We start from the raw sequence: 21,406 nt of genomic DNA, 5'->3' as shown, positions 1-21,406 counted from the left end.
CATGTCAGACACCCAAGCCCCGATGTTTTAGCTTTTCCAGGCTGCGCGCCGCCGTACGGACTCGCCGCTGCGCGCTCCTTTTTTACGAATTTACAGCAGGTTACCCCCATGCAATTTCGCGAGCTGATGGCTGTTATTTCCACCCATGCGATCCGCCTTCAACAGGACGATGAAGACCTGGTCATTCTGGGCGATGACGACGCACTGGACGATGCGTTGTGGGACAGCCTCGCCAAACACAAGGCGCAGTTGCTGGAACTGGTGGCGAGCCACGGCGGCGACTGGTCGAGCCCGGCGCTGCGCATCACCCCGGACATGCTGCCGCTGGTGCAGCTGGATCAGTCGGCCATCGACCGGATCGTCGCCACCGTGCCGGGTGGCGTGGCGAATGTGCAGGACATCTATCCGCTGGCGCCGCTGCAGGAGGGGCTGCTTTATCACTACCTTTCCGCCCCCGAGGGTGATCCCTATGTGTCGCAGGCGCGGTTCACGTTCGACAGTCGCGAACGGCTGGAGGCATTCACCGAAGCGTTGCGTCGGGTGATCGAGCGCCATGACATTTTGCGCACCTCCATCCTCTGGGAGCATCTGGACGAACCTGTGCAGGTGGTCTGGCGTGAAGCCCCGCTGGTCTGTGAGGAAGTCGATCTGAATGACCGTGAGGATGTACTCGCGCAATTGCTGGCACGCCACGACCCACAATACTTCCGCCTCGACCTGCAACAGGCCCCGTTGCTGCGGCTGGTGTTCGCCGAGGATCCGGCCAACGACCGGGTAGCTGCCTTGTTGTTGTTCCATCACATCATCATGGATCACCTCGCGCTCGATGTGGTGCGCCGGGAAATTCAGGCTTATCTGTCCGGCCGCGGCGCTGAAGTCGCGAGGGCGGTGCCATATCGTGACCATCTGGCGAGGGCACGCCTGGGGTCGGATGAGCAAGCGCACCAGGCATTTTTCCGCGAGATGCTCGGCGACATCGACGAGCCAACACTGCCCGGCGGCTTGCACGATGTACAAGGTGACGGGCAGGGCATCGAGGAAGTCTCGTGCATGCTCGACAGCGATCTGAGCCAGCGCCTGCGTACCCACGCGCGACAATCGGGGGTGAGCGTGGCGAGCCTGATGCACCTGGCCATGGCGCGGGTGCTGGGTCAGCTGTGCGGGCGCTCGGCGGTGGTGTTCGGCACCGTTCTGTTGGGACGGATGAACGCGGCTGACGGTGTCGAACAGGCCTTGGGGATGTTCATCAATACCTTGCCTTTGCGGGTGGATGTCGGCGCGTCGAGCGTTCATGACGGCGTGCTGGCGACGCACCGACGCCTGACCGCGCTGCTCGCCCATGAGCAGGCGTCCCTGGCGCTGGCCCAGCGTTGCAGCGCCGTGGCGGTCCCGACGCCGCTGTTCAGCGCCATGCTCAACTACCGCCACAGCAGCGTGGAGGAAGTCGCCGAAGTGATCGAGCTGTCGCCGGGAGTGCAGGTGCTGGGCGCGCGCGAGCGCACTAACTACCCGCTGACCGTCAACATCGATGACCTCGGTCAGGACCTGCGCATCACGGTGCTGGCCGATGTGACGCTTGGCGCCTCACGCATCGCCGGTTACCTGCGCACGGCACTGGACAGTCTCGTCGATGCGCTGCAGAACAACCCGCAAGCCGCATTGCACAGCCTCAACATCCTGCCGCCCGCGGAGCGTGAACACTGGCTGTATGGCGTCAATACACCGAGGGCGAGTTTTCTCGACACGCCGTTGATCCATCAGCAATTCGAAGCGCATGCGCACACTCGGCCCGAGGCGGTCGCGTTGCTGTTCGAGGGGCGAACTTACAGCTATGGAGCACTCAACCGACAGGCCAACCAGGTGGCCCATCGTTTGCTCGCCCTTGGCATCCGTCCGGATGACCGGGTAGCGATCTGCGTCGAGCGCGGCCCGCAAATGATCGCCGGCCTGCTCGGCGTGCTCAAAGCGGGTGCCGGATATGTGCCGATCGATCCGGCTTATCCGCTGGAGCGCATCACCTTCACCCTGCAAGACAGTGCGCCGGTGGCGGTGCTGATGCAGGCCGCGACTCTGGACCGGATTGCCGGGCTATCCGTGCCGCAGATCGACCTCGACGACCACGGATTGCACACCGAACCGGCGTTCAACCCGCAGATCCCGGACTTGAATCCGGCGCATCTGGCCTACGTGATCTACACCTCTGGCTCCACCGGGCTGCCCAAAGGCGTGATGGTCGAGCACCGCAACGTGGCACGCCTGTTTGGCGCGACCCACGATTGGTTCCGGTTCAACGGGCAAGACGTCTGGGCGTTGTTCCACTCGTTTGCCTTTGATTTCTCGGTCTGGGAAATCTGGGGCGCGCTGGCTTACGGCGGACAGTTGCTGGTGGTGCCGCAACACATCAGCCGCTCGCCGGACGAGTGTTACGCGTTGCTCTGCCGCTCGGGCGTCACCGTACTCAACCAGACGCCGAGCGCTTTCCGGCAGTTGGTCGCCGCTCAGGGCCGCAGTCCGCTGCAACATTCGCTGCGCGAGGTGATTTTTGGCGGTGAAGCGCTGGAGCCAGGATCACTCAAACCCTGGTACGCGCGGATCGGCAACGCTGGCACCCGGCTGGTGAATATGTACGGCATCACCGAAACCACGGTGCATGTGACCTATCGCCCGCTGGTGGTGGCAGACGCGCAACTGACCGCCAGCAGCCCGATCGGCGTGCGCATTCCCGACCTGCAGCTGTACGTCCTCGATGCCCGGCGGGAACCCGTACCGGCCGGAGTGACCGGGGAGTTGTATGTGGGTGGCGCCGGGGTTGCCCGTGGGTATCTGAATCGTGAGGCGTTGACCGCCGAGCGCTTCATCGCCGACCCGTTCAGTGGGCATTCCGAAGCGCGTTTGTACAAGACCGGCGATTTGGCACGCTGGACGGTGGACGGCGAACTTGAATACCTGGGACGCAACGATGATCAGGTGAAAATCCGTGGTTTCCGTATCGAGCTTGGCGAGATCCAGGCACGTCTTGCCTCGTGCGACGGCGTGCGCGATGCGCTGGTGATCGCCCGCGAGGACAGCCCCGGCGATACGCGTCTGGTGGCCTACTGGCTGGCCGCCGAAGGTGTCGAACCGAGCGTTGCGCAATTGCGCGATCACCTGCTGGCATCGCTGGCCGAGCATATGGTGCCGGGTGCGTTCGTGCGCCTCGATGCCTTCCCGCTGACGGCCAACGGCAAACTCGATCGCCGGGCGTTGCCGCAGCCGGACAACGAAGCCTTCGCCCGGCGGGCGTTTGAAGCACCGTTTGGCGAAATCGAAACCCGCATCGCTGTGATCTGGCAAACCTTGCTCGGGCTGGAGCGGGTGGGCAGGCATGACAATTTCTTCGAGCTGGGCGGTCATTCGCTGCTGGCGGTGAAGCTGATCGAACGCATGCGTCAGCAGGACATGCAGTGCGACGTCCGTGTGCTGTTCGGCCAGCCGAGCGTGGCGGCACTCGCGGCGACGCTCGGTAGGACCTCCACGTTCAGCGTGCCGGCCAACCGCATCGAACCCGGTTGCACCCGCATCACCCCGGACATGCTGCCGCTGGCCACGCTGGATCAAGCGGCCATCGACCGTATCGTTGAGACCGTCGAGGGCGGTATCGACAACGTGCAGGACATCTACGCCCTGGCACCGTTGCAGTCAGGAATCCTCTATCACCATCTGGCCATTGCCGACGGTGACCCGTACGTGCTGCAAGCGCAGTTCGCCTTCGACGGACTGTCGCAGATCAAGGCGTTCGTCCGCGCATTGAACAGTGTCATCGTCCGGCACGACATCCTGCGTACCAGTGTGGTCAGGGAAAACCTCGACGAGCCAGTGCAAGTGGTGTGGCGTTCGGCGCCGTTGGCACTGGAGCGGGTGGATGCCGATCCGCAGGACGGTGATGTGTTACAGCAAATGCAGGCGCGCTTCGATCCGCGACACTATCGCCTGGACTTGCAGCGTGCGCCGTTGATGCGCTTCGCCTACACCGAGGACCCTTTGCAAAACCGCTGGGTCGGGATCCTGCTGTTGCACCACATCGTGCTCGATCACACCGCGCTTGAGGTATTGGTGGCCGAGATGAGCGACGCCCTTGACGGGCAAGTCGGCGTGCTGCCGCCCCCCGTGCAATACCGCAACTATGTCGCTCAGGCCCGTCTCGGTTCGAATGCCGAGGCCCATGAAGCATTCTTTCGCGAGATGCTCGGCGACATCGCTGAACCGACCCTGGCGTTCGGCCTGCGGGACGTACTCGGCGATGGCACAAACATCGTGGACAGCGAGCTGGCACTGGATGAGCGTCTTGCCGCACGCCTGCGCCAACAGGCCCGCACGTTGGGCATCAGTGTTGCGAGTCTGGTGCATCAGGCCTGGGGCCAGGTACTTGCCCAGGTCTGCGGGCGCGAGGAAGTGGTATTCGGCACGGTGTTGCTGGGGCGCATGCAGGGGGGAGAGGGCGCCGATCGTTCGTTGGGCATGTTCATCAACACCCTGCCGCTGCGGGTCCATGTCGGGGCCACGGCGGTGGAGGCGGGTGTCAGGGCGACCCACGAGCGTCTGGCGCAACTGCTGGTGCATGAGCAAGCGCCGCTGATGCTGGCTCAACGTTGCAGTGGCGTGACGGGTTCGCAACCGCTGTTCAATACCTTGCTCAACTATCGCCACAGTGCGCAACAGACGGCGACGCCGGGATGGGAAGGCATCCGGATTCTCGATTCTCGTGAGCGCAGCAACTATCCGCTGGTGGTCAGCGTCGACGACCTTGGACAGGGCTTCCGGCTTTCTGTCCAGGCAGTGCCCGAAGTGGATGGCGCGCGGGTCTGCGATTACCTGCAAACGGCACTGCACAATTTGCTGAGCGCGCTGGAACAGGATCGCCATGCGCCATTGAATCAGGTATCGATTCTGTCGGCGGCCGAACGCCAGCGCGTGCTGGTCGGTTTCAATGTCACCGGTCGCGACTTTGCCCACGGCCATGTGGTGCACCAATTTTTTGAAGCGCGAGCGGCGACCCAACCTGACGCTGTGGCAGTGGTGCAGGGCGGGCAAAGCCTGAGCTACGACGGCTTGAACCGCCGCGCCAACCGCCTGGCCCATCACTTGATCGGCCTCGGTGTGCAACCGGACGACCGCGTCGCGCTCTGTGTGCAGCGTGGTCCGCAGATGCTGATCGGTCTGCTGGCGATCCTCAAGGCTGGCGCCGGTTATGTCCCGGTCGATCCGGCACATCCGGCAGAACGGATCACTTATCTGTTGCAGGACAGCGATCCGGTGGCGGTGCTGGCACAGACGGCCACTCGCGACCTGCTGGGTGCCGTGCCGGTGATCAATCTTGACAGCGACGCCTGGCAGCATCTGCCGGACAGCAATCCACAGTTGCCGGAACTGACCCCGGCACATCTGGCCTACGTGATCTACACCTCCGGCTCCACCGGCCAGCCGAAGGGCGTGATGGTCGAGCACGCGACCCTGGAAAACCTTGTGCACTGGCACGCCGAAGCCTTCGACCTGCACGCCGGCAGCCACACCGCCAGCGTGGCCGGTTTCGGTTTCGATGCGATGGCCTGGGAAGTCTGGCCGGCGTTGTGCGTCGGCGCGACCCTGCACCTGCCGCCGGAATCGGTGAGCAACGAGCACCTGGACGAACTGCTCGACTGGTGGCGGGCGCAGCCGTTGCAGGTGAGTTTCCTGCCGACACCGGTGGCCGAATATGCCTTCAGCCGCGGGCTGCAACACCCGACCTTGCGCACCTTGCTGATCGGCGGCGACAAGCTGCGGCAGTTCAACCGCGAACAGACCTTCGCGGTGATCAACAACTACGGCCCGACCGAGGCTACGGTGGTCGCGACGTCCGGCCCGGTCGAAATCGGCCAGCCGCTGCACATCGGCCGGCCGATTGCCAACGCCAAGGTCTATCTGCTGGATGAGCAGCAACGCCCCGTGCCAGTAGGTGTGACGGGGGAGTTGTACGTCGCCGGCGCCGGTGTCGCACGGGGTTACCTGAACCGTCCCGATCTGACTGCCGAACGCTTCCTGAATGATCCGTTCAACGAAGGACGCATGTACCGCACCGGCGACCTCGCACGTTGGCTGGCGGACGGCAATATCGAGTACCTGGGCCGCAACGACGATCAGGTGAAACTGCGCGGCGTACGGGTTGAACTGGGGGAAATCGAAGCCGCCCTGAGCAGCCATCCGGCAGTGCAGGACGCAGTAGCGCTGGTGCGCGACGGGCAATTGCTGGTGTGGTTCACCGAGCATGCGCCGACCGATATCGAAGCCCTGCGCAATCATCTGCAAACGCGTCTACCGCAAGCGCTGATCCCGGCGGCTTACGTGCGCCTCGACGCCTTGCCGCTGACCGCCAACGGCAAACTCGACCGCAAGGCCTTGCCGGAGCCGGATCAAAGCGCCTGGCTCAGCCGCGAATACGAGGCCCCGCAAGGCCCGGTGGAAACCGCGCTGGCGCAGATCTGGGCCGACGTGTTGAAACTGGAACAAGTCGGACGTCACGACAACTTCTTCGAACTGGGCGGCCACTCGCTGCTGGCCGTGAGCCTGATCGAACGCCTGCGCCAGATCGGCCTCAACACCGACGTGCGCGTGCTGTTCAGCCAGCCGACTCTGGCTGCTTTGGCGGCAGCGGTGGGCAGCGGTCGCGAAATCGAAGTGCCGGCCAACCGCATTCCTGCCGACTGCACCCGCATCACCCCGGAGCTGCTGAGCCTGACCGAACTGGATCAGGCCAGCATCGACCGCATCGTCGCCAGCGTGCCGGGTGGTGCGGCGAACGTGCAGGACATTTATCCGCTGGCGCCGTTGCAGGAGGGCATTCTTTATCACCATTTGAGCGCGGAGCAGGGCGACCCGTACCTGCTGCAATCATGTCTGGCCTTTGCCAGCGTCGAGCGCTTGCACGCTTTTGCCAACGCCTTGCAAAAGGTGATTGCGCGCCACGACATCCTGCGCACCAGTCTGGTGTGGGAAGGATTGCCGAGCCCGCAGCAAGTGGTATGGCGAGAGGCCGAGCTGGCGGTGCAATCGGTCGATTTGAGTCCGCTGGATGGCGATATCCTCCATCAGTTGCGCGCACGGTTCGATGCCCGGGATTATCGCCTCGACCTCGGTCAGGCACCGCTGATCCGTCTGGTATATGCCGAAGATCCGCTGCGTGACCGGGTGGCAGGTGTGCTGTTGTTTCATCACGTCGTGCTGGATCACACCGCACTGGAGGTGGTTCGCCGGGAAATGCAGTTGTATCTGCCGGGGCAGGTTGAGTCTTTGCCGCCCGCCGCCCCCTACCGCAACTACGTCCATCAGGCCCGCCAAGGCATCAGCGAGGACGAACACGAAACCTTCTTTCGCGAAATGCTCGGCGACATCGACGAACCGACCCTGCCATTCGGCTTGCAGGACGTACAGGGCGACGGCCGGAACATCGAGGAGCACTCGCTGGTGCTGCCGGTGGAATTGAATCGGCACCTGCGCCGCCAGGCGCGGCAATACGGGGTCAGCGTCGCGAGCCTGTTTCATCTCGCCTGGGCGCGGGTGCTGGCGGCGACTTCCGGACGCCGGGACGTGGTGTTCGGCACCGTGCTGCTGGGGCGCATGCAAGGCGGCGAGGGCGCGGATCGGGCTTTGGGGATGTTCATCAACACCTTGCCGCTGCGCGTGGAGGTTGACGGGCAGAGTGTGAGTGAAGCGGTTCGCACGGTTCATGAGCGGCTGGCGGCTTTACTGGGACACGAACATGCGTCGCTGGCACTGGCTCAGCGTTGCAGCGCCGTGGCCGCGCCTTTGCCGCTGTTCAGCGCGGTACTCAACTATCGACACAGCGGCCACGACGTTGCGCGAGAGCCTGTTGATCCGGTCTGGCAAGGCATCGAATTCCTGGCCCAGGACGGGCGCACGAATTATCCGTTGACCCTGAGCATCAATGACCGGGGCGATGGCTTCAGCCTGTCGGTGCTGACCCCGGATCATGTGGGGGCGCAGCGGGTCTGCGAGCTGATGCACACCGCTCTCACGGAGCTGGCGACAGCGTTGGCTGACAACCCCGGACAGGCCTTTGAACGTCTCAACGTCCTGTCAGCGGCGGCGCGCGAGCAGTTGCTTGGCGACTTCAATGCGAGCTCCGCCGTTTACCCGTCAGCGCAAGGTGTTCATCGTCTGTTCGAAGCGCAGGTTGCGCGCACGCCGGATGCCGTGGCGGTTCAGGCGGGCACGCAGCGCCTGACGTTCAGGCAATTGAACCAGCGCGCCAATCGCCTGGCCCATCATCTGCGGGGGCTGGGGGTCACTACCGAGACACGAGTGGCGATCTGTCTCAAACGCAGCCCGGACATGCTGGTCGGCTTGCTGGCGATCCTCAAGGCCGGCGCCGCTTATGTACCGGTCGACCCGGCTTATCCGCCCGAGCGAATCACTTACATGCTGGCCGACAGTGCGCCGAGGGTGGTACTGGTTCGCGATGTAGCTTTGCCGAATCAGGCTGGCATACCGGTGATTGATCTTGCCCATGAGACCTGGCAAGACTTGTCGGTTGCTGATCCGCAGGTTGCCGAGTTTACGCCGGACGACCTGGCCTACGTGATCTACACCTCAGGCTCCACCGGCCAGCCGAAAGGCGTGATGGTCGAACACGCGACCCTGGAAAACCTTGTGCACTGGCACGCCGAAGCCTTCGACCTGCACGCTGGCAGCCACACCGCCAGCGTGGCCGGTTTCGGTTTTGATGCAATGGCCTGGGAAGTCTGGCCGGCGTTGTGCGTCGGGGCGACGTTGCACCTGCCGCCGGAATCGGTGAGCAACGAGCATCTGGACGAACTGCTCGACTGGTGGCGGGCGCAGCCGTTGCAAGTGAGTTTCCTGCCGACGCCGGTGGCCGAATATGCCTTCAGCCGCGGGCTGCAACACCCGACCCTGCGTACCTTGCTGATCGGCGGCGACAAGCTGCGGCAGTTCAATCGTGAGCAGAGCTTTGCGGTGATCAACAACTATGGCCCCACCGAAGCCACGGTGGTGGCGACGTCCGGCCGGGTCGAAGTCGGCCAGCCGCTGCACATCGGCCGGCCGATGGCCAACGCCCGAATCTATCTGCTCGACGACCAGCAACGCCCCGTGCCGGTAGGTGTGACGGGCGAGTTGTACGTCGCCGGCGCCGGTGTCGCACGGGGTTACCTGAACCGTCCCGATCTGACCGCCGAACGCTTCCTGAATGATCCGTTCAACAAAGGACGCATGTACCGCACCGGCGACCTCGCACGCTGGTTGGCAGACGGCAATATCGAATACCTGGGCCGCAACGACGATCAGGTCAAACTGCGCGGCGTGCGGGTTGAACTGGGGGAAATCGAATCTGCGCTTGCCACACATCCGGCGGTGCAGGACGCGGTGGCGCTGGTGCGCGACGGCCAGTTGCTGGTGTGGTTCACCGAGCATGCGCCGACCGATATCGAAGCCCTGCGCAATCATCTGCAAAGCCGTTTGCCGCAAGCCCTGATCCCGGCGGCTTACGTGCGCCTCGACGCCTTGCCGCTGACCGCCAACGGCAAACTCGACCGCAAGGCCTTGCCGGAGCCGGATCAAAGCGCCTGGCTCAGCCGCGAATACGAGGCCCCGCAAGGCCCGGTGGAAACCGCGCTGGCGCAGATCTGGGCCGACGTGTTGAAACTGGAACAAGTCGGACGTCACGACAACTTCTTCGAACTGGGCGGCCACTCGCTGCTGGCCGTGAGCCTGATCGAACGCCTGCGCCAGATCGGCCTCAACACCGACGTGCGCGTGCTGTTCAGCCAGCCGACTCTGGCTGCTTTGGCGGCAGCGGTGGGCAGCGGTCGCGAAATCGAAGTGCCGGCCAACCGCATTCCTGCCGACTGCACCCGCATCACCCCGGAGCTGCTGAGCCTGACCGAACTGGATCAGGCCAGCATCGACCGCATCGTAGCCAGCGTGCCGGGTGGTGCGGCGAACGTGCAGGACATTTATCCGCTGGCGCCGTTGCAGGAGGGCATTCTTTATCACCATTTGAGCGCGGAGCAGGGCGACCCGTACCTGCTCCAATCGCGGCTGGCCTTCGACAGCCTCGAGCGAGTCGACAGCTTTGTCGCGGCGCTGCGCCAGGTCATTGCCCGTCACGACATCCTGCGCACGGCGGTGATCTGGCAGAAGCTGGCCGAGCCGATGCAAGTGGTCTGGCGTCACGCAGACTTGCCGGTGCAGGAGATAGTGCTCGATCCGGCGGATGGCGACATCCTTGACCAGTTGCACGAGCGTTTCGATGCCCGGCACTACCGCCTCGACATCAGCCAGGCGCCGTTGCTGCGTCTGGTGTATGCCCGTGATCCGGCCCACGACCGGGTGGTTGCGATGTTGCTGTTCCACCATCTCGTGCTCGATCACACCGCGCTGGACGTGGTGCAGCAAGAAATGCTCGCCTGCCTGCAAGGGCATGAAGCTTCGTTGGGCGCGGCCGTGCCTTACCGCAACTACGTGGCACAGGCGCGGCTGGGTGTCAGCGAGCAGGAGCACGAGGCGTTCTTCCGCGACATGCTCGGCGACATCGACGAGCCGACCCTGCCGTTCGGCTTGCAGGATGTGCAGGGAGACGGTCGCGACATCGAGGAAACGCAACAGGCCCTGACCGCCGCCACCGGCCAGCGTCTGCGCAGCCTCGCGCGGCAACTGGGCATCAGCGTGGCCAGCCTGTTCCACCTTGCGTGGGCGCAGGTGCTGGCCGCGACATCCGGGCAGGAGCGGGTGGTGTTCGGCACGGTGCTGATGGGCCGGATGCAGGGCGGCGAGGGGGCCGACCGGGCGTTGGGAATGTTCATCAACACCTTGCCGCTGCGGGTCGATCTCGGAGATACGCCAGTGCGCGAAGGGGCTCGGGCGACGCATGCGCGGCTCAGTGCGCTGCTCGGCCATGAACACGCCTCGCTGGCGCTGGCCCAGCGTTGCAGTGGCGTCGCCGCGCCGTCACCGCTGTTCAGTTCGATGCTCAACTACCGGCACAGCGCCGACGCGGCGCAACAGCAAAACCGGCGTCAGGCCTGGCAGGGCATCGAGACCCTGAGCAGCGAAGAGCGCACCAACTATCCGCTGAGTCTGGGGGTCGATGATCTGGGCAGCGGGTTCGTGCTCACCGCCATGACCCCGGCGAGCATCGGTTCGCAGCGGATCTGCGACTACATGCAGACCGCGCTGGAGCAACTGGCGGATGCTCTGGAGCAGGCTCCGGATCAGCCGCTGAACCGCTTGCCGATCCTTGACGGCGCAGAACGTCAGCGGGTGCTTTACGACCTTAACGTCACCGGCACCGCCGACGATCTGGAGCAAACCGTTCACGCTATGTTCGAGGCGCAAGTGCAACGCACGCCGCAAGCCATCGCGTTGCAGGCCGGTGAGCAGCGGCTGACCTACGCCGAACTCAACGCACAGGCCAATCGCCTGGCCCATTACCTGCGTGAGCTGGACGTGGGGCCGGATTCGCGGGTGGCGATCTGTGTCGAGCGCGGGCTGGAGCTGATCGTCGGACTGCTCGGCATTCTCAAGGCGGGTGGTGCCTATGTGCCGCTGGACCCGGCGTACCCGGCGGAACGTCTGGATTACATGCTCAAGGACAGCGCGCCGGTAGCGGTGCTGGTGCATGGGGCGACTCGCGCCTTGCTCGACGAGAGCACTGCGCGGGTGATCGATCTGGATCAGGCGCAATGGACATCCAACCCGGAGGACAACCCGCAAGTGCCGGGCCTGAGCGCTTCGAACCTGGCCTACGTGATCTACACCTCCGGCTCGACCGGTGCGCCGAAGGGCGTGATGGTCGAGCATCGCGGCGTCGGCAATTTGCTGCACTGGAGTTCGCAGCTGTGTCCCGTCGTGACGGACGGCGCCTTGTTGCAGAAGACCCCGTTCAGTTTCGACGCCTCGGTCTGGGAGCTGTTCTGGCCGTTGAGTGCCGGGTTGCGTCTGGTGCTGGCGCGTCCCGACGGACACCGTGAACCGGCGTATCTGGCGCGGGTGATTCGCGAACAGCGGATCAGCGTGATCCAGTTCGTGCCGGTGCTGTTGCAACAGTTCCTCGAGCAGGACGATGTCAGCCAGTGCAGCAGCCTTACCGATGTGTTCTGTGGCGGCGGCGACCTGACGCCGGCGCTGGCTCGCCGTGTGCGCGAGCGTTTGCCGCAAGTGCGCTTGCACAACGTTTACGGCCCGACCGAAGCCACGGTCGACAGCACGGCGTGGACGCTGGAACCGTCGATGCCGGTGCCGGACAGCGCGTTGCCGATCGGACGGCCGATCAACAACACCCGTCTATATGTCCTCGATGCCGCTCAGCGGCCGGTGCCGATGGGCGTGATCGGTCAGTTGTTCATTGGTGGTGCCGGGGTTGCGCGGGGTTATCTGGGCCTGCCGCAATTGATGGCCGAACGGTTTATCCCGAGCCCGTTTGTGGCCGGCGACCGGTTGTACGCCACGGGCGACCTTGTGCGCTACCGCGCCGATGGCCAGCTCGAATTCATCGGGCGCAACGACTTCCAGGTCAAGCTGCGTGGCCTGCGTCTGGAACCGGGTGAGATCGAAGCGCAACTGCTCAGCCATCCAGCGCTGCGCGAAGTCGTGGTACTGGTGCGTGAGGAGCGTCTGGTGGCGTACTTCACCCGGCACGCCGAAGTCGGGCAACCGGGGATCGAGGCGTTGCGCGAACACTTGCTGGCACGCTTGCCCGATTACATGGTGCCGTCGGCATTCGTCGCGCTCGACAGCCTGCCGCTGAGTCCCAACGGCAAGGTGGATCGCAAGGCGCTGCCCGCACCGGATTCGGCTGCGGTCAGCCGTCGCGAATACGAAGCCCCGGTCGGCGAAATGGAAACCCTCCTCGCAGGACTGTGGTGCGAATTGCTCAAGGTCGAGCGCGTCGGACGGCAAGACCATTTCTTTGAGCTGGGTGGGCATTCGTTGCTGGCGGTCAGTCTGATCGGGCGCCTGCAACAGGCAGGTATCGAAGCCGATGTCCGGACGTTGTTCGAGCAACCGACTCTGGCTGGTTACGCAGCTATCACGGAAAGAATGGAGATCGTCCTGTGAGCCTGAATGAACTGTTGGCGACGCTGAAGACAAAAGACATCCAGTTGGCAATCACGGACGGACAATTACGGGTCAATGGCAACAAGCAGGCCCTGAGTGAACCGGCCTTGCTGGCCGCATTGCGCGAGCACAAGCCGGCATTGATCGAGCTGATCGAGGCGGGCGGTTACTCGCCCGCACGGGAAGGGCAGGTTGCAGTGCCGGTCAATGGCATTTCACCGGGCACAACACGGGTCACCCCGGCGATGCTGACAATGGTTGACCTGAGCCAGGACACCCTCGATCAAATTGTCGCGCAGATCCCTGGCGGCGGCGCCAATGTCCATGACATCTATCCACTGACGCCGTTGCAGGAGGGCATCCTCTACCACCACGCGAGCGCTGCACAGGGTGATCCGTATGTGATGCAGGCGAAATTCGCGTTCAGCGGACCTGAGCGGTTCGAGGCATTCGTCCAGGCCCTGCAGACCGTCATCGAACGCCACGACATTCTGCGCACCGCCATCGTCTGGGAAGGACTGGATACGCCGGTGCAAGTGGTCCTGCGAAGCGTCGGGTTACCTGTGGAAGAAGTGCAGCTCGATGTGGCTCAAGGCGATGTGCTGGAGCAGTTGCATGCGCGATTCGACGCCCGGCATTTCCGTCTCGACGTGACACGTGCGCCTCTATTGCGCCTGGCCCATGCCTGGGATGCAAAGGCCGGGCGTATCGTCGCGATATTGCTGTTTCACCACATGGCGATGGATCACTCGGCGCTCGCGGTGGTCAGCGAGGAAATGCAGGTGTGCCTGTCAGGACAGAGCACCAGACTGGGAGCGCCCGTACCGTTTCGCAATTATGTCGCCCAGGCGCGGCTAGGCATCAGCGAGTCGGAGCACGAGGCGTTTTTCCGCGAGATGCTCGGTGACATCGACGAGCCGACGTTGCCGTTCGGCCTGCAGGGCGTGCATGGCGACGGCAGCGACATCGAAGAGTGCGGTGTGCCACTTGACCCGTTGCTGGGGCAGCGCCTGCGAGCCAGTGCCCGGTCACTCGGGGTGAGTGTCGCGAGTCTGTTCCATCTCGGCTGGGGGCAGGTCCTGAATGCACTCACCGGCAAGTCCGCCGTTGTGTTCGGTACCGTGCTGATGGGGCGGATGCAAGGGGCGGAGTCGACCGACCGCGCGCTGGGCATTTTCATCAACACCTTGCCGCTCCGGGTAGAGGTCAGCGCGCTGGCAGCGAATGAGTCGGTGAAGGCCACCCATGCACGTCTGACCAGCCTGATGCGCCATGAGCACGCACCGCTGGTGCTGGCCCAGCGCTGCAGTGGGGTGGTCGGGTCATCGCCGCTGTTCAGTTCGCTGCTCAATTATCGGCACAGCACCTCAAGTGCCAATGCCAGTGCCGAAGCACTCTCGGCCTGGGAGGGGATCAGCGTCCTGCATGCGGAGGAACGCACCAATTACCCGCTGACCTTGAGCATCGATGACTTTGGCGATCGCTTCAGCCTGACGCTGCTGGCCACCCGTGAAGTCGAGGCGCAGCGCATCTGCGGCTATATGTTGTGTGCCATGGAAAACCTGTTGCAGGCGCTGGAGCACGCGGCGGATACGCCGCTGAGTCAACTGTCGGTGTTGCCCGCCCCGGAGCGCGAACAGCTGTTGACGGGGTTCAACGCCAGCGATGTCGAATACGTTCGCGGACAGACAATTCATCAACGCTTCGAGGCGCAGGTCGTCGCGCGACCGCAAGCGCTGGCGGCGGTGCATCTGGACAAGCAACTGACGTTCCACGAACTGAACCGCCAGGCCAACCTTCTGGCGCATCGCTTGATCGATCTGGGTGTGCAGCCGGATGACCGGGTAGCCATCGTCGCCCGGCGAGGGCTGGATACCCTGGCCGGATTGCTCGCAGTCCTCAAGGCAGGCGCCGGGTATGTGCCGATCGACCCCGCGCATCCGGCCGAACGCTTGAATTATCTGCTGAGCGATTGCGAGCCAGTGGCGATTCTGACCTCAAGTGACCTGCTCGCACGGCTGCCGGGACAGGAGCTGCCGGTACTCGATCTTGATCCGTGCACCTGGCGCTCAGGCAATGACGCAAACCCGGTGGTATCAGGTCTGTCCGAGGCGAACCTGGCTTACGTGATCTATACCTCCGGCTCCACCGGTTTGCCCAAGGGCGTGATGGTCGAACACCAGACACTGGCCAATCTGGTCGACTGGCACTGCAACGCGTTTGACCTGTGTGCCGGCCGCCATACGTCGAGTCTGGCCGGGTTCGGCTTCGACGCGATGGCATGGGAAGTCTGGCCAGCTCTGTGCGTCGGCGCGACCCTGTACCTGGCGCCTGCGCAGGACGGCGGCGAAGACGTCGACGGGCTGCTGGCCTGGTGGTGCGCGCAACCGCTGGACGTGAGTTTCCTGCCGACGCCCGTCGCCGAATACGCCTTCAGCCGGCATCTCGAGCACCCGACATTGCGTACCCTGCTGATCGGCGGCGATCGCTTGCGTCAGTTTTCGCGCAATCAGCATTTCGATGTGATCAACAACTATGGCCCGACCGAAGCCACCGTAGTCGCTACGTCTGGACGGATCGAGGCGGGGGAGGCGCTGCACATCGGCAAACCGGTGAGCAATACCTCGGTGTACCTGCTCGATGGCCAACAACGTCCGGTGCCGATCGGGGTGCCCGGCGAGCTGTATATCGGTGGCCGAGGCGTGGCGCGTGGTTACTTGAACCGTGCGCAACTGACCGCCGAACGCTTTCTGCCGGACCCCTTCAGTGAACGACCGAATGCGCGTCTGTATCGCACCGGCGACCTTGCCCGCTGGCGCCGGGACGGGACGATCGAATACCTGGGACGCAACGATGACCAGGTGAAAATCCGCGGCATGCGTATAGAACTGGGGGAAATCGAAAGCCGTCTGCACCAGCTTCCCGGCATTCAGGAAGCGGTGCTGCTGGCCCGTGAAGATGAGCCTGGACAACCACGGCTGGTGGCTTATTTCACCGAGCAGGCCCAGGTGCAGCCACTGGCTGTGGCGCAACTGCGCGAGCATCTGCTGGGCCAGTTGCCCGAGTACATGGTGCCGGTCGCGTTCGTCAGACTCGACAGCCTGCCGCTGACCGCCAATGGCAAACTGGATCGCAAGGCCTTGCCGTTGCCGGAGCGCACGGCGCTGCTCACACGCGAGTACGATGCGCCGCAAGGCGAGCTCGAATGCACGCTGGCGCAGATCTGGGCCGAAATTCTGCAGGTCGAACGGATAGGGCGTCAGGATCATTTCTTTGAGTTGGGCGGCCATTCGTTGCTGGCCATGCGCATGGTCGCGCAAGTGCGTCAGCGGCTGGGCGTGGAGCTAGCGCTCGGCGAGTTGTTCGCCAATGCCGACCTGGCGTCGGTGGCGCAGTCGCTTGCCCAGGCCGGACGCTCGACGCAGCCACCGATCCTGCCGGTGCCACGGGAAGGCGCATTGCCGCTGTCGTTTTCCCAGCAGCGCTTCTGGTTTCTGGCGCAGATGGAAGGTGCCAACACCGCTTACAACATTCCGATCGGTCTGCGTCTGCGCGGTGTGCTCGACGCCGATGCGCTACAGCGGGCACTGGCCCGGATTGTCGCTCGCCACGAAAGCCTGCGCAGCCGTTTCACGCCGTACAACGGCGAAGCCCAGGTGCTGATTACTCCGCCCGACAGCGGTGTGCTGCTGCGGGTCGAGGACCTGCGCCAGCACCCGCAGGCCGATGAAGCCTTGCAGGCGCTGATTCAGGGGGAAGCTTCCGGCCCGTTCGACTTGCAGGATGATCCGTTGATTCGCGGACGGCTGGTGCGTATGGCCGACGATCACCATGTGTTGCTGATCACCTTGCATCACATCATCTCCGACGGTTGGTCGATGGAGGTGCTGACCCGCGAGCTGATGGCGTTGTATCAGGCTTTCAGTCAGGGGTTGGCGGACCCTTTGCCGCCGCTGGCGTTGCAATACACCGACTATGCCGTCTGGCAGCGACGCTGGCTGAGCGGGGAGGTTTTGCAGCGCCAGAGCGAATACTGGCAACGTACGCTGGCCGATGCGCCAGCCTTGCTGACGTTGCCTGCCGACCGACCGCGACCACCGCAACAGGATTACGCCGGCAGCAGCGTCGAAGTGTGCCTGGACGAGCGCTTGAGCGCCGGGCTCAAAGCCTTGAGCCAGCGCCATGGCGTGACGCTGTACATGACGATGCTGAGCGCGTGGGCGATGCTGCTCGGTCGTTTGGCCGGGCAATCGGACGTGGTGGTCGGCTCGCCGGTGGCCAACCGTTTCCGGGCCGAAATCGACGGACTGATCGGGTTGTTCGTCAATACCCTGGCGTTACGCATTGATACTTCCGGTGAGTTGAGCACCGAAGCGCTGCTGGCGCGGGTCAAGGCGCTGACCCTGCAGGCCCAGGCCCATCAGGACCTGCCCTTCGAGCAAGTGGTGGAAATCGCCCGACCGGCCCGCAGCCTGGCCCACAGCCCGCTGTTCCAGACCATGTTCAACTGGCGCAACAGCGACGGGCCGGTATTGGCGCTGGGGGATCTGACCCTGGAAGCGGTGGCGGAGCCGAGTCACTTCGCCAAGTTCGACCTGACCCTGACCCTGGGTGAATCGCCGAACGGGATAAATGGCTGGATGGAGTACGCCACAGCGCTCTTCGATGAGGCGACGGCACGGCGTTATGTCGGTTATTTCCAGCGCCTGTTGCAGGCCATGGTCAACAACGACCAGGCAGTGCTGGAGCACGCGCAGATAATCGAGGATCAGGAACGCACGCAGTTGCTCGACGAATTCAACGCCACCGCGCGGGATTGTCCGCAAGTGCTTACCGTGCACCGGGTCTTCGAGATGCAGGCCGCCGAGCATCCGCAAGCCGTTGCCGCGGTGCACGGGACGCAGGTGTTGAGTTACGCAGAACTGAACCGCAGCGCCAACGGCCTGGCTCATCATCTCATCGCTCAAGGTGTGCAGCCCGGCGATCATGTGGCGATTCTGTTGCCACGCTCGCTGGAACTGTTGATCGCGCAGTTGGCGATCATCAAGTGTGCGGCGGCCTATGTGCCGCTGGACATCAACGCACCCGCCGAGCGTCAGGCATTCATGGTGCAGGATTGTCAGGCGGTCGCGCTGTTGACCGGCAGCGATCAGGCCATCGAGTACCCGGTGCGACGAATGGATCTGGATACCCTGGCGCTTGCCGGGAGCCCTTCGCACAACCCGGATCTGCCTCAGTCCTCGGAGGCGCTGGCGTACATCATGTACACCTCGGGCTCCACGGGCACGCCGAAGGGGGTCATGGTGCCGCATCGCGGCATTACCCGCCTTGTGATCGATTGCGGCTACGCCGATTTCAACCCGAGGGACCGGGTGGCATTCGCTTCGAACCCGGCGTTCGACGCGAGCACCATGGATATCTGGGGCGCCTTGCTCAACGGTGGCCAAGTGGCCGTGATCGATCATGCGACCTTGCTCGACCCACAGGCATTCGGTCGGGAGCTGAGCCGGTGCGGGGCCACGATCCTCTTCGTCACCACCGCGTTGTTCAATCAGTACGTGCAGTTGATTCCCGAAGCGCTCAAAAGGCTGCGCATCCTGCTGTGCGGTGGGGAGCGTGGCGATCCGGCAGCGTTTCGAAAGCTGCTCGCCGAAGCACCGGACCTGCGCCTGGTGCATTGTTATGGCCCGACCGAAACCACGACGTACGCCACCACCTTCGAAGTGCGTGAGGTGGCGCCGGAAGCGGATAGCGTTTCGATTGGCGGCCCCATCGGCAATACCCGCGTGTATGTGCTGGATAACCGGCAACAACCGGTGCCGTTCGGCGTCACCGGCGAGTTGTACATCGGTGGTCAGGGGGTTGCGCTGGGCTATCTGAATCGGCCTCAACTGAGTGCCGAGAAATTCCTCCGGGATCCGTTCAGCGACAACCCGCAAGCCTTGATGTATCGCACGGGCGACCTGGTGCGCTGGCAGGCGCCGGGGCGACTGGAATGTATCGGCCGCAATGATGACCAGGTGAAGATTCGCGGCTTCCGCATTGAGCTCGGAGAAATCGAAAACCGCCTCTTGAGCTGTCCGGGGGTCAAGGAAGCGGTGGTCCTGGCCCGACGCGACGGACAGGAGCCAACGCGGCTGGTGGCCTATTACACGGCGCACGATCCTGCATTGCAGAGCGCTACTCTGCGCGCACTGCTGCAAGCCAGGTTACCGGAGTACATGGTGCCGAGCGCCTGGGTGGCGATGGCGAGCCTGCCGCTGAACAACAACGGCAAGGTCGATCGCAAAGCCTTGCCGGCGCCGACACACCAAGCGCTGGTCATGCGTGACTATGAAGCGCCGGCCAATCCTCTTGAGGAATCACTGGCCGGGCTCTGGGCGCAAGTGTTGCAAGTCGACCGGGTAGGCCGCCATGACAACTTCTTCGAACTGGGCGGGCATTCGCTGCTGGCGGTGCGGCTCGTCGATCTGATGCAGAAGGCCAACAGGCCGATTTCGTTGGCCGAGCTGTTCCAGCATCCAACTGTCGAGTCTGCTGCCACGCTGTTGTGCCAGCGCGATGACGCTGTGCAACACCATGACGGCGTGGTCGTGGTGCGGGCAAGCGAGCGGGGCACGCCGTTGTTCCTGGTGCATGAGTTCAGTGGTCGGGACCTGTATTTCCCGGCGCTGGGCCTGCACATCGGCGGCGAGTTCCCGATTTACGGCTTGCCGGGTATCGATCCCGGGATGGCGCAACTGCGCACCATGGAGTGCCTGGCAACCCGGCTGGTCGAGGTAATCCGCGCCAGACAACCCCACGGCCCTTATCGGCTTGCCGGCTGGTCGTTCGGTGGCGTGCTGGCTTATGAAATCGCGGCGCAACTGCTCGGGATGGACGAGTCAGTGGCGTTTGTCGGGCTGATCGACTCCTACGTGCCACGTCTGGCCGATCCAGACAAGGCGCTGTGGAACGATACACATGTGCACAAGCGGCAATTGCTTCTGCATTGCACGGCGCATTGGGCTGGACGCGAGACGCAGGGGCAGCAGGCACTGGCGCGTCTGGCCGTGTTGCAGACCGAACTTGAGCAGTGGGCGTTCGCCGATTTGTTCAACCATTGTCACGAACAGCAGTTGCTCAGACCCGAACTGGCAGCTGTCTCGTCGGCGGATGCCTGGCATTACCTCGACCGGGAAGTGGCCCACGGGCATGCGTTGGCGCATTACCGGATCAACCCGATCGGCCTGCCGTTGCATCTGCTGCGTGCCACGGAGCGTTCGGCGCAAATGTCACGACTCAGCGCCACGCGCGGTTGGGCTGAAGAATTGCCGGGTGCGGAGTTGAACTGCATCGACATACCGGGCGACCACCAGAGCATGATGAAAGCACCTCACGTTCAGGCTCTGGGGCAGGCCCTGACTCAGGCGCTGGAAACGGCAACTGCGCCAGCGCCAGCGGCCTATCAGCCGATCCTGACCATCCAGACCGGTCACACCGGACATGCACCGATTTTCTGCGTGCCGGGTGCCGGCGACAGTGTTACCGGGTTCCTCCATCTGACCGAGGCGCTGGGGCCGGAGTGGCCGATTCATGGGCTGCAACCCCGAGGCCTCGACGGCGCGACGGTGCCGCACAGCCGGGTCGAAAGCGCCGCCACGTTCTACCGGCGGGCGCTTGAGCAGTTGTATCCGCAAGGGCCGGTGCATTTGATCGGGCATTCGTTCGGTGGTTGGGTGGCTTACGCCATGGCGGCGCAGTTGCAGGCGGCGGGGCGTGAAGTGGCATCCCTGACGCTGATCGACAGTGAATCGCCGGGCGGCAACAGTGTGGTGGGCAAGCCTTACACCACGACGGCGGCGCTGTTGCGGCTGATCGAGTCGCTGCAGCTGTCCAGCGGCAAGTCCCTGGGCATCGATGCGCTGACCTTCGCCGAAGCCGACGACAGCACGCAAATGCGCTTGCTGCACGAGGGGATGGTGCGCGCGGGTGTGCTGTCGGAACGCGCGTCACTCGATGCGATGCAGGGCCCGGTGCGCACGTTCGCCACCGCACTGCGCACGGTCTATCGGCCGGCGCTGGCCTACACCGGTCCGGTGCGTCTGGCGCTGGTGGACGACCCGACGCTGGACGCCTCGGGCAACCAGCGCGAACAGGCGGCGATGCTCGAAGGCTGGCAGCGTGAGGCCAGGGATCTGGCGGTGTGGTACGGCCCGGGCAACCACTTCACGATCCTCAAGGCGCCCAACGTCTTCAGTCTTGCAGCGTGGTGGCATGACGGGCTGACGGTGGCGACGGGGCAAGTGTTGTCCTGATT

General features: G+C 64.0%; 2 protein-coding genes. Both read left to right on the top strand.

Features of this window, described 5'->3' with window-relative positions; translation table 11 throughout:
• Window positions 1-108 precede the first annotated feature (108 nt).
• On the top strand, window positions 109-13,107 hold the full coding sequence (locus ACKUG4_RS20730; RefSeq protein WP_445434719.1) for a non-ribosomal peptide synthetase: 12,999 nt from the start codon (window positions 109-111) through the stop codon (window positions 13,105-13,107).
• On the top strand, window positions 13,104-21,404 hold the full coding sequence (locus ACKUG4_RS20725; protein WP_445434718.1) for a non-ribosomal peptide synthetase: 8,301 nt from the start codon (window positions 13,104-13,106) through the stop codon (window positions 21,402-21,404). The genes ACKUG4_RS20730 and ACKUG4_RS20725 overlap by 4 nt, the downstream gene beginning before the upstream one ends.
• The last annotated feature ends 2 nt before the right edge of the window (window positions 21,405-21,406 follow it).

Origin of the sequence: Candidatus Pseudomonas auctus, from assembly GCF_048654275.1 — a bacterium.
Lineage (GTDB): Bacteria > Pseudomonadota > Gammaproteobacteria > Pseudomonadales > Pseudomonadaceae > Aquipseudomonas > Aquipseudomonas pharyngis.
This window is presented reverse-complemented; position numbering and strand designations above follow the sequence as displayed.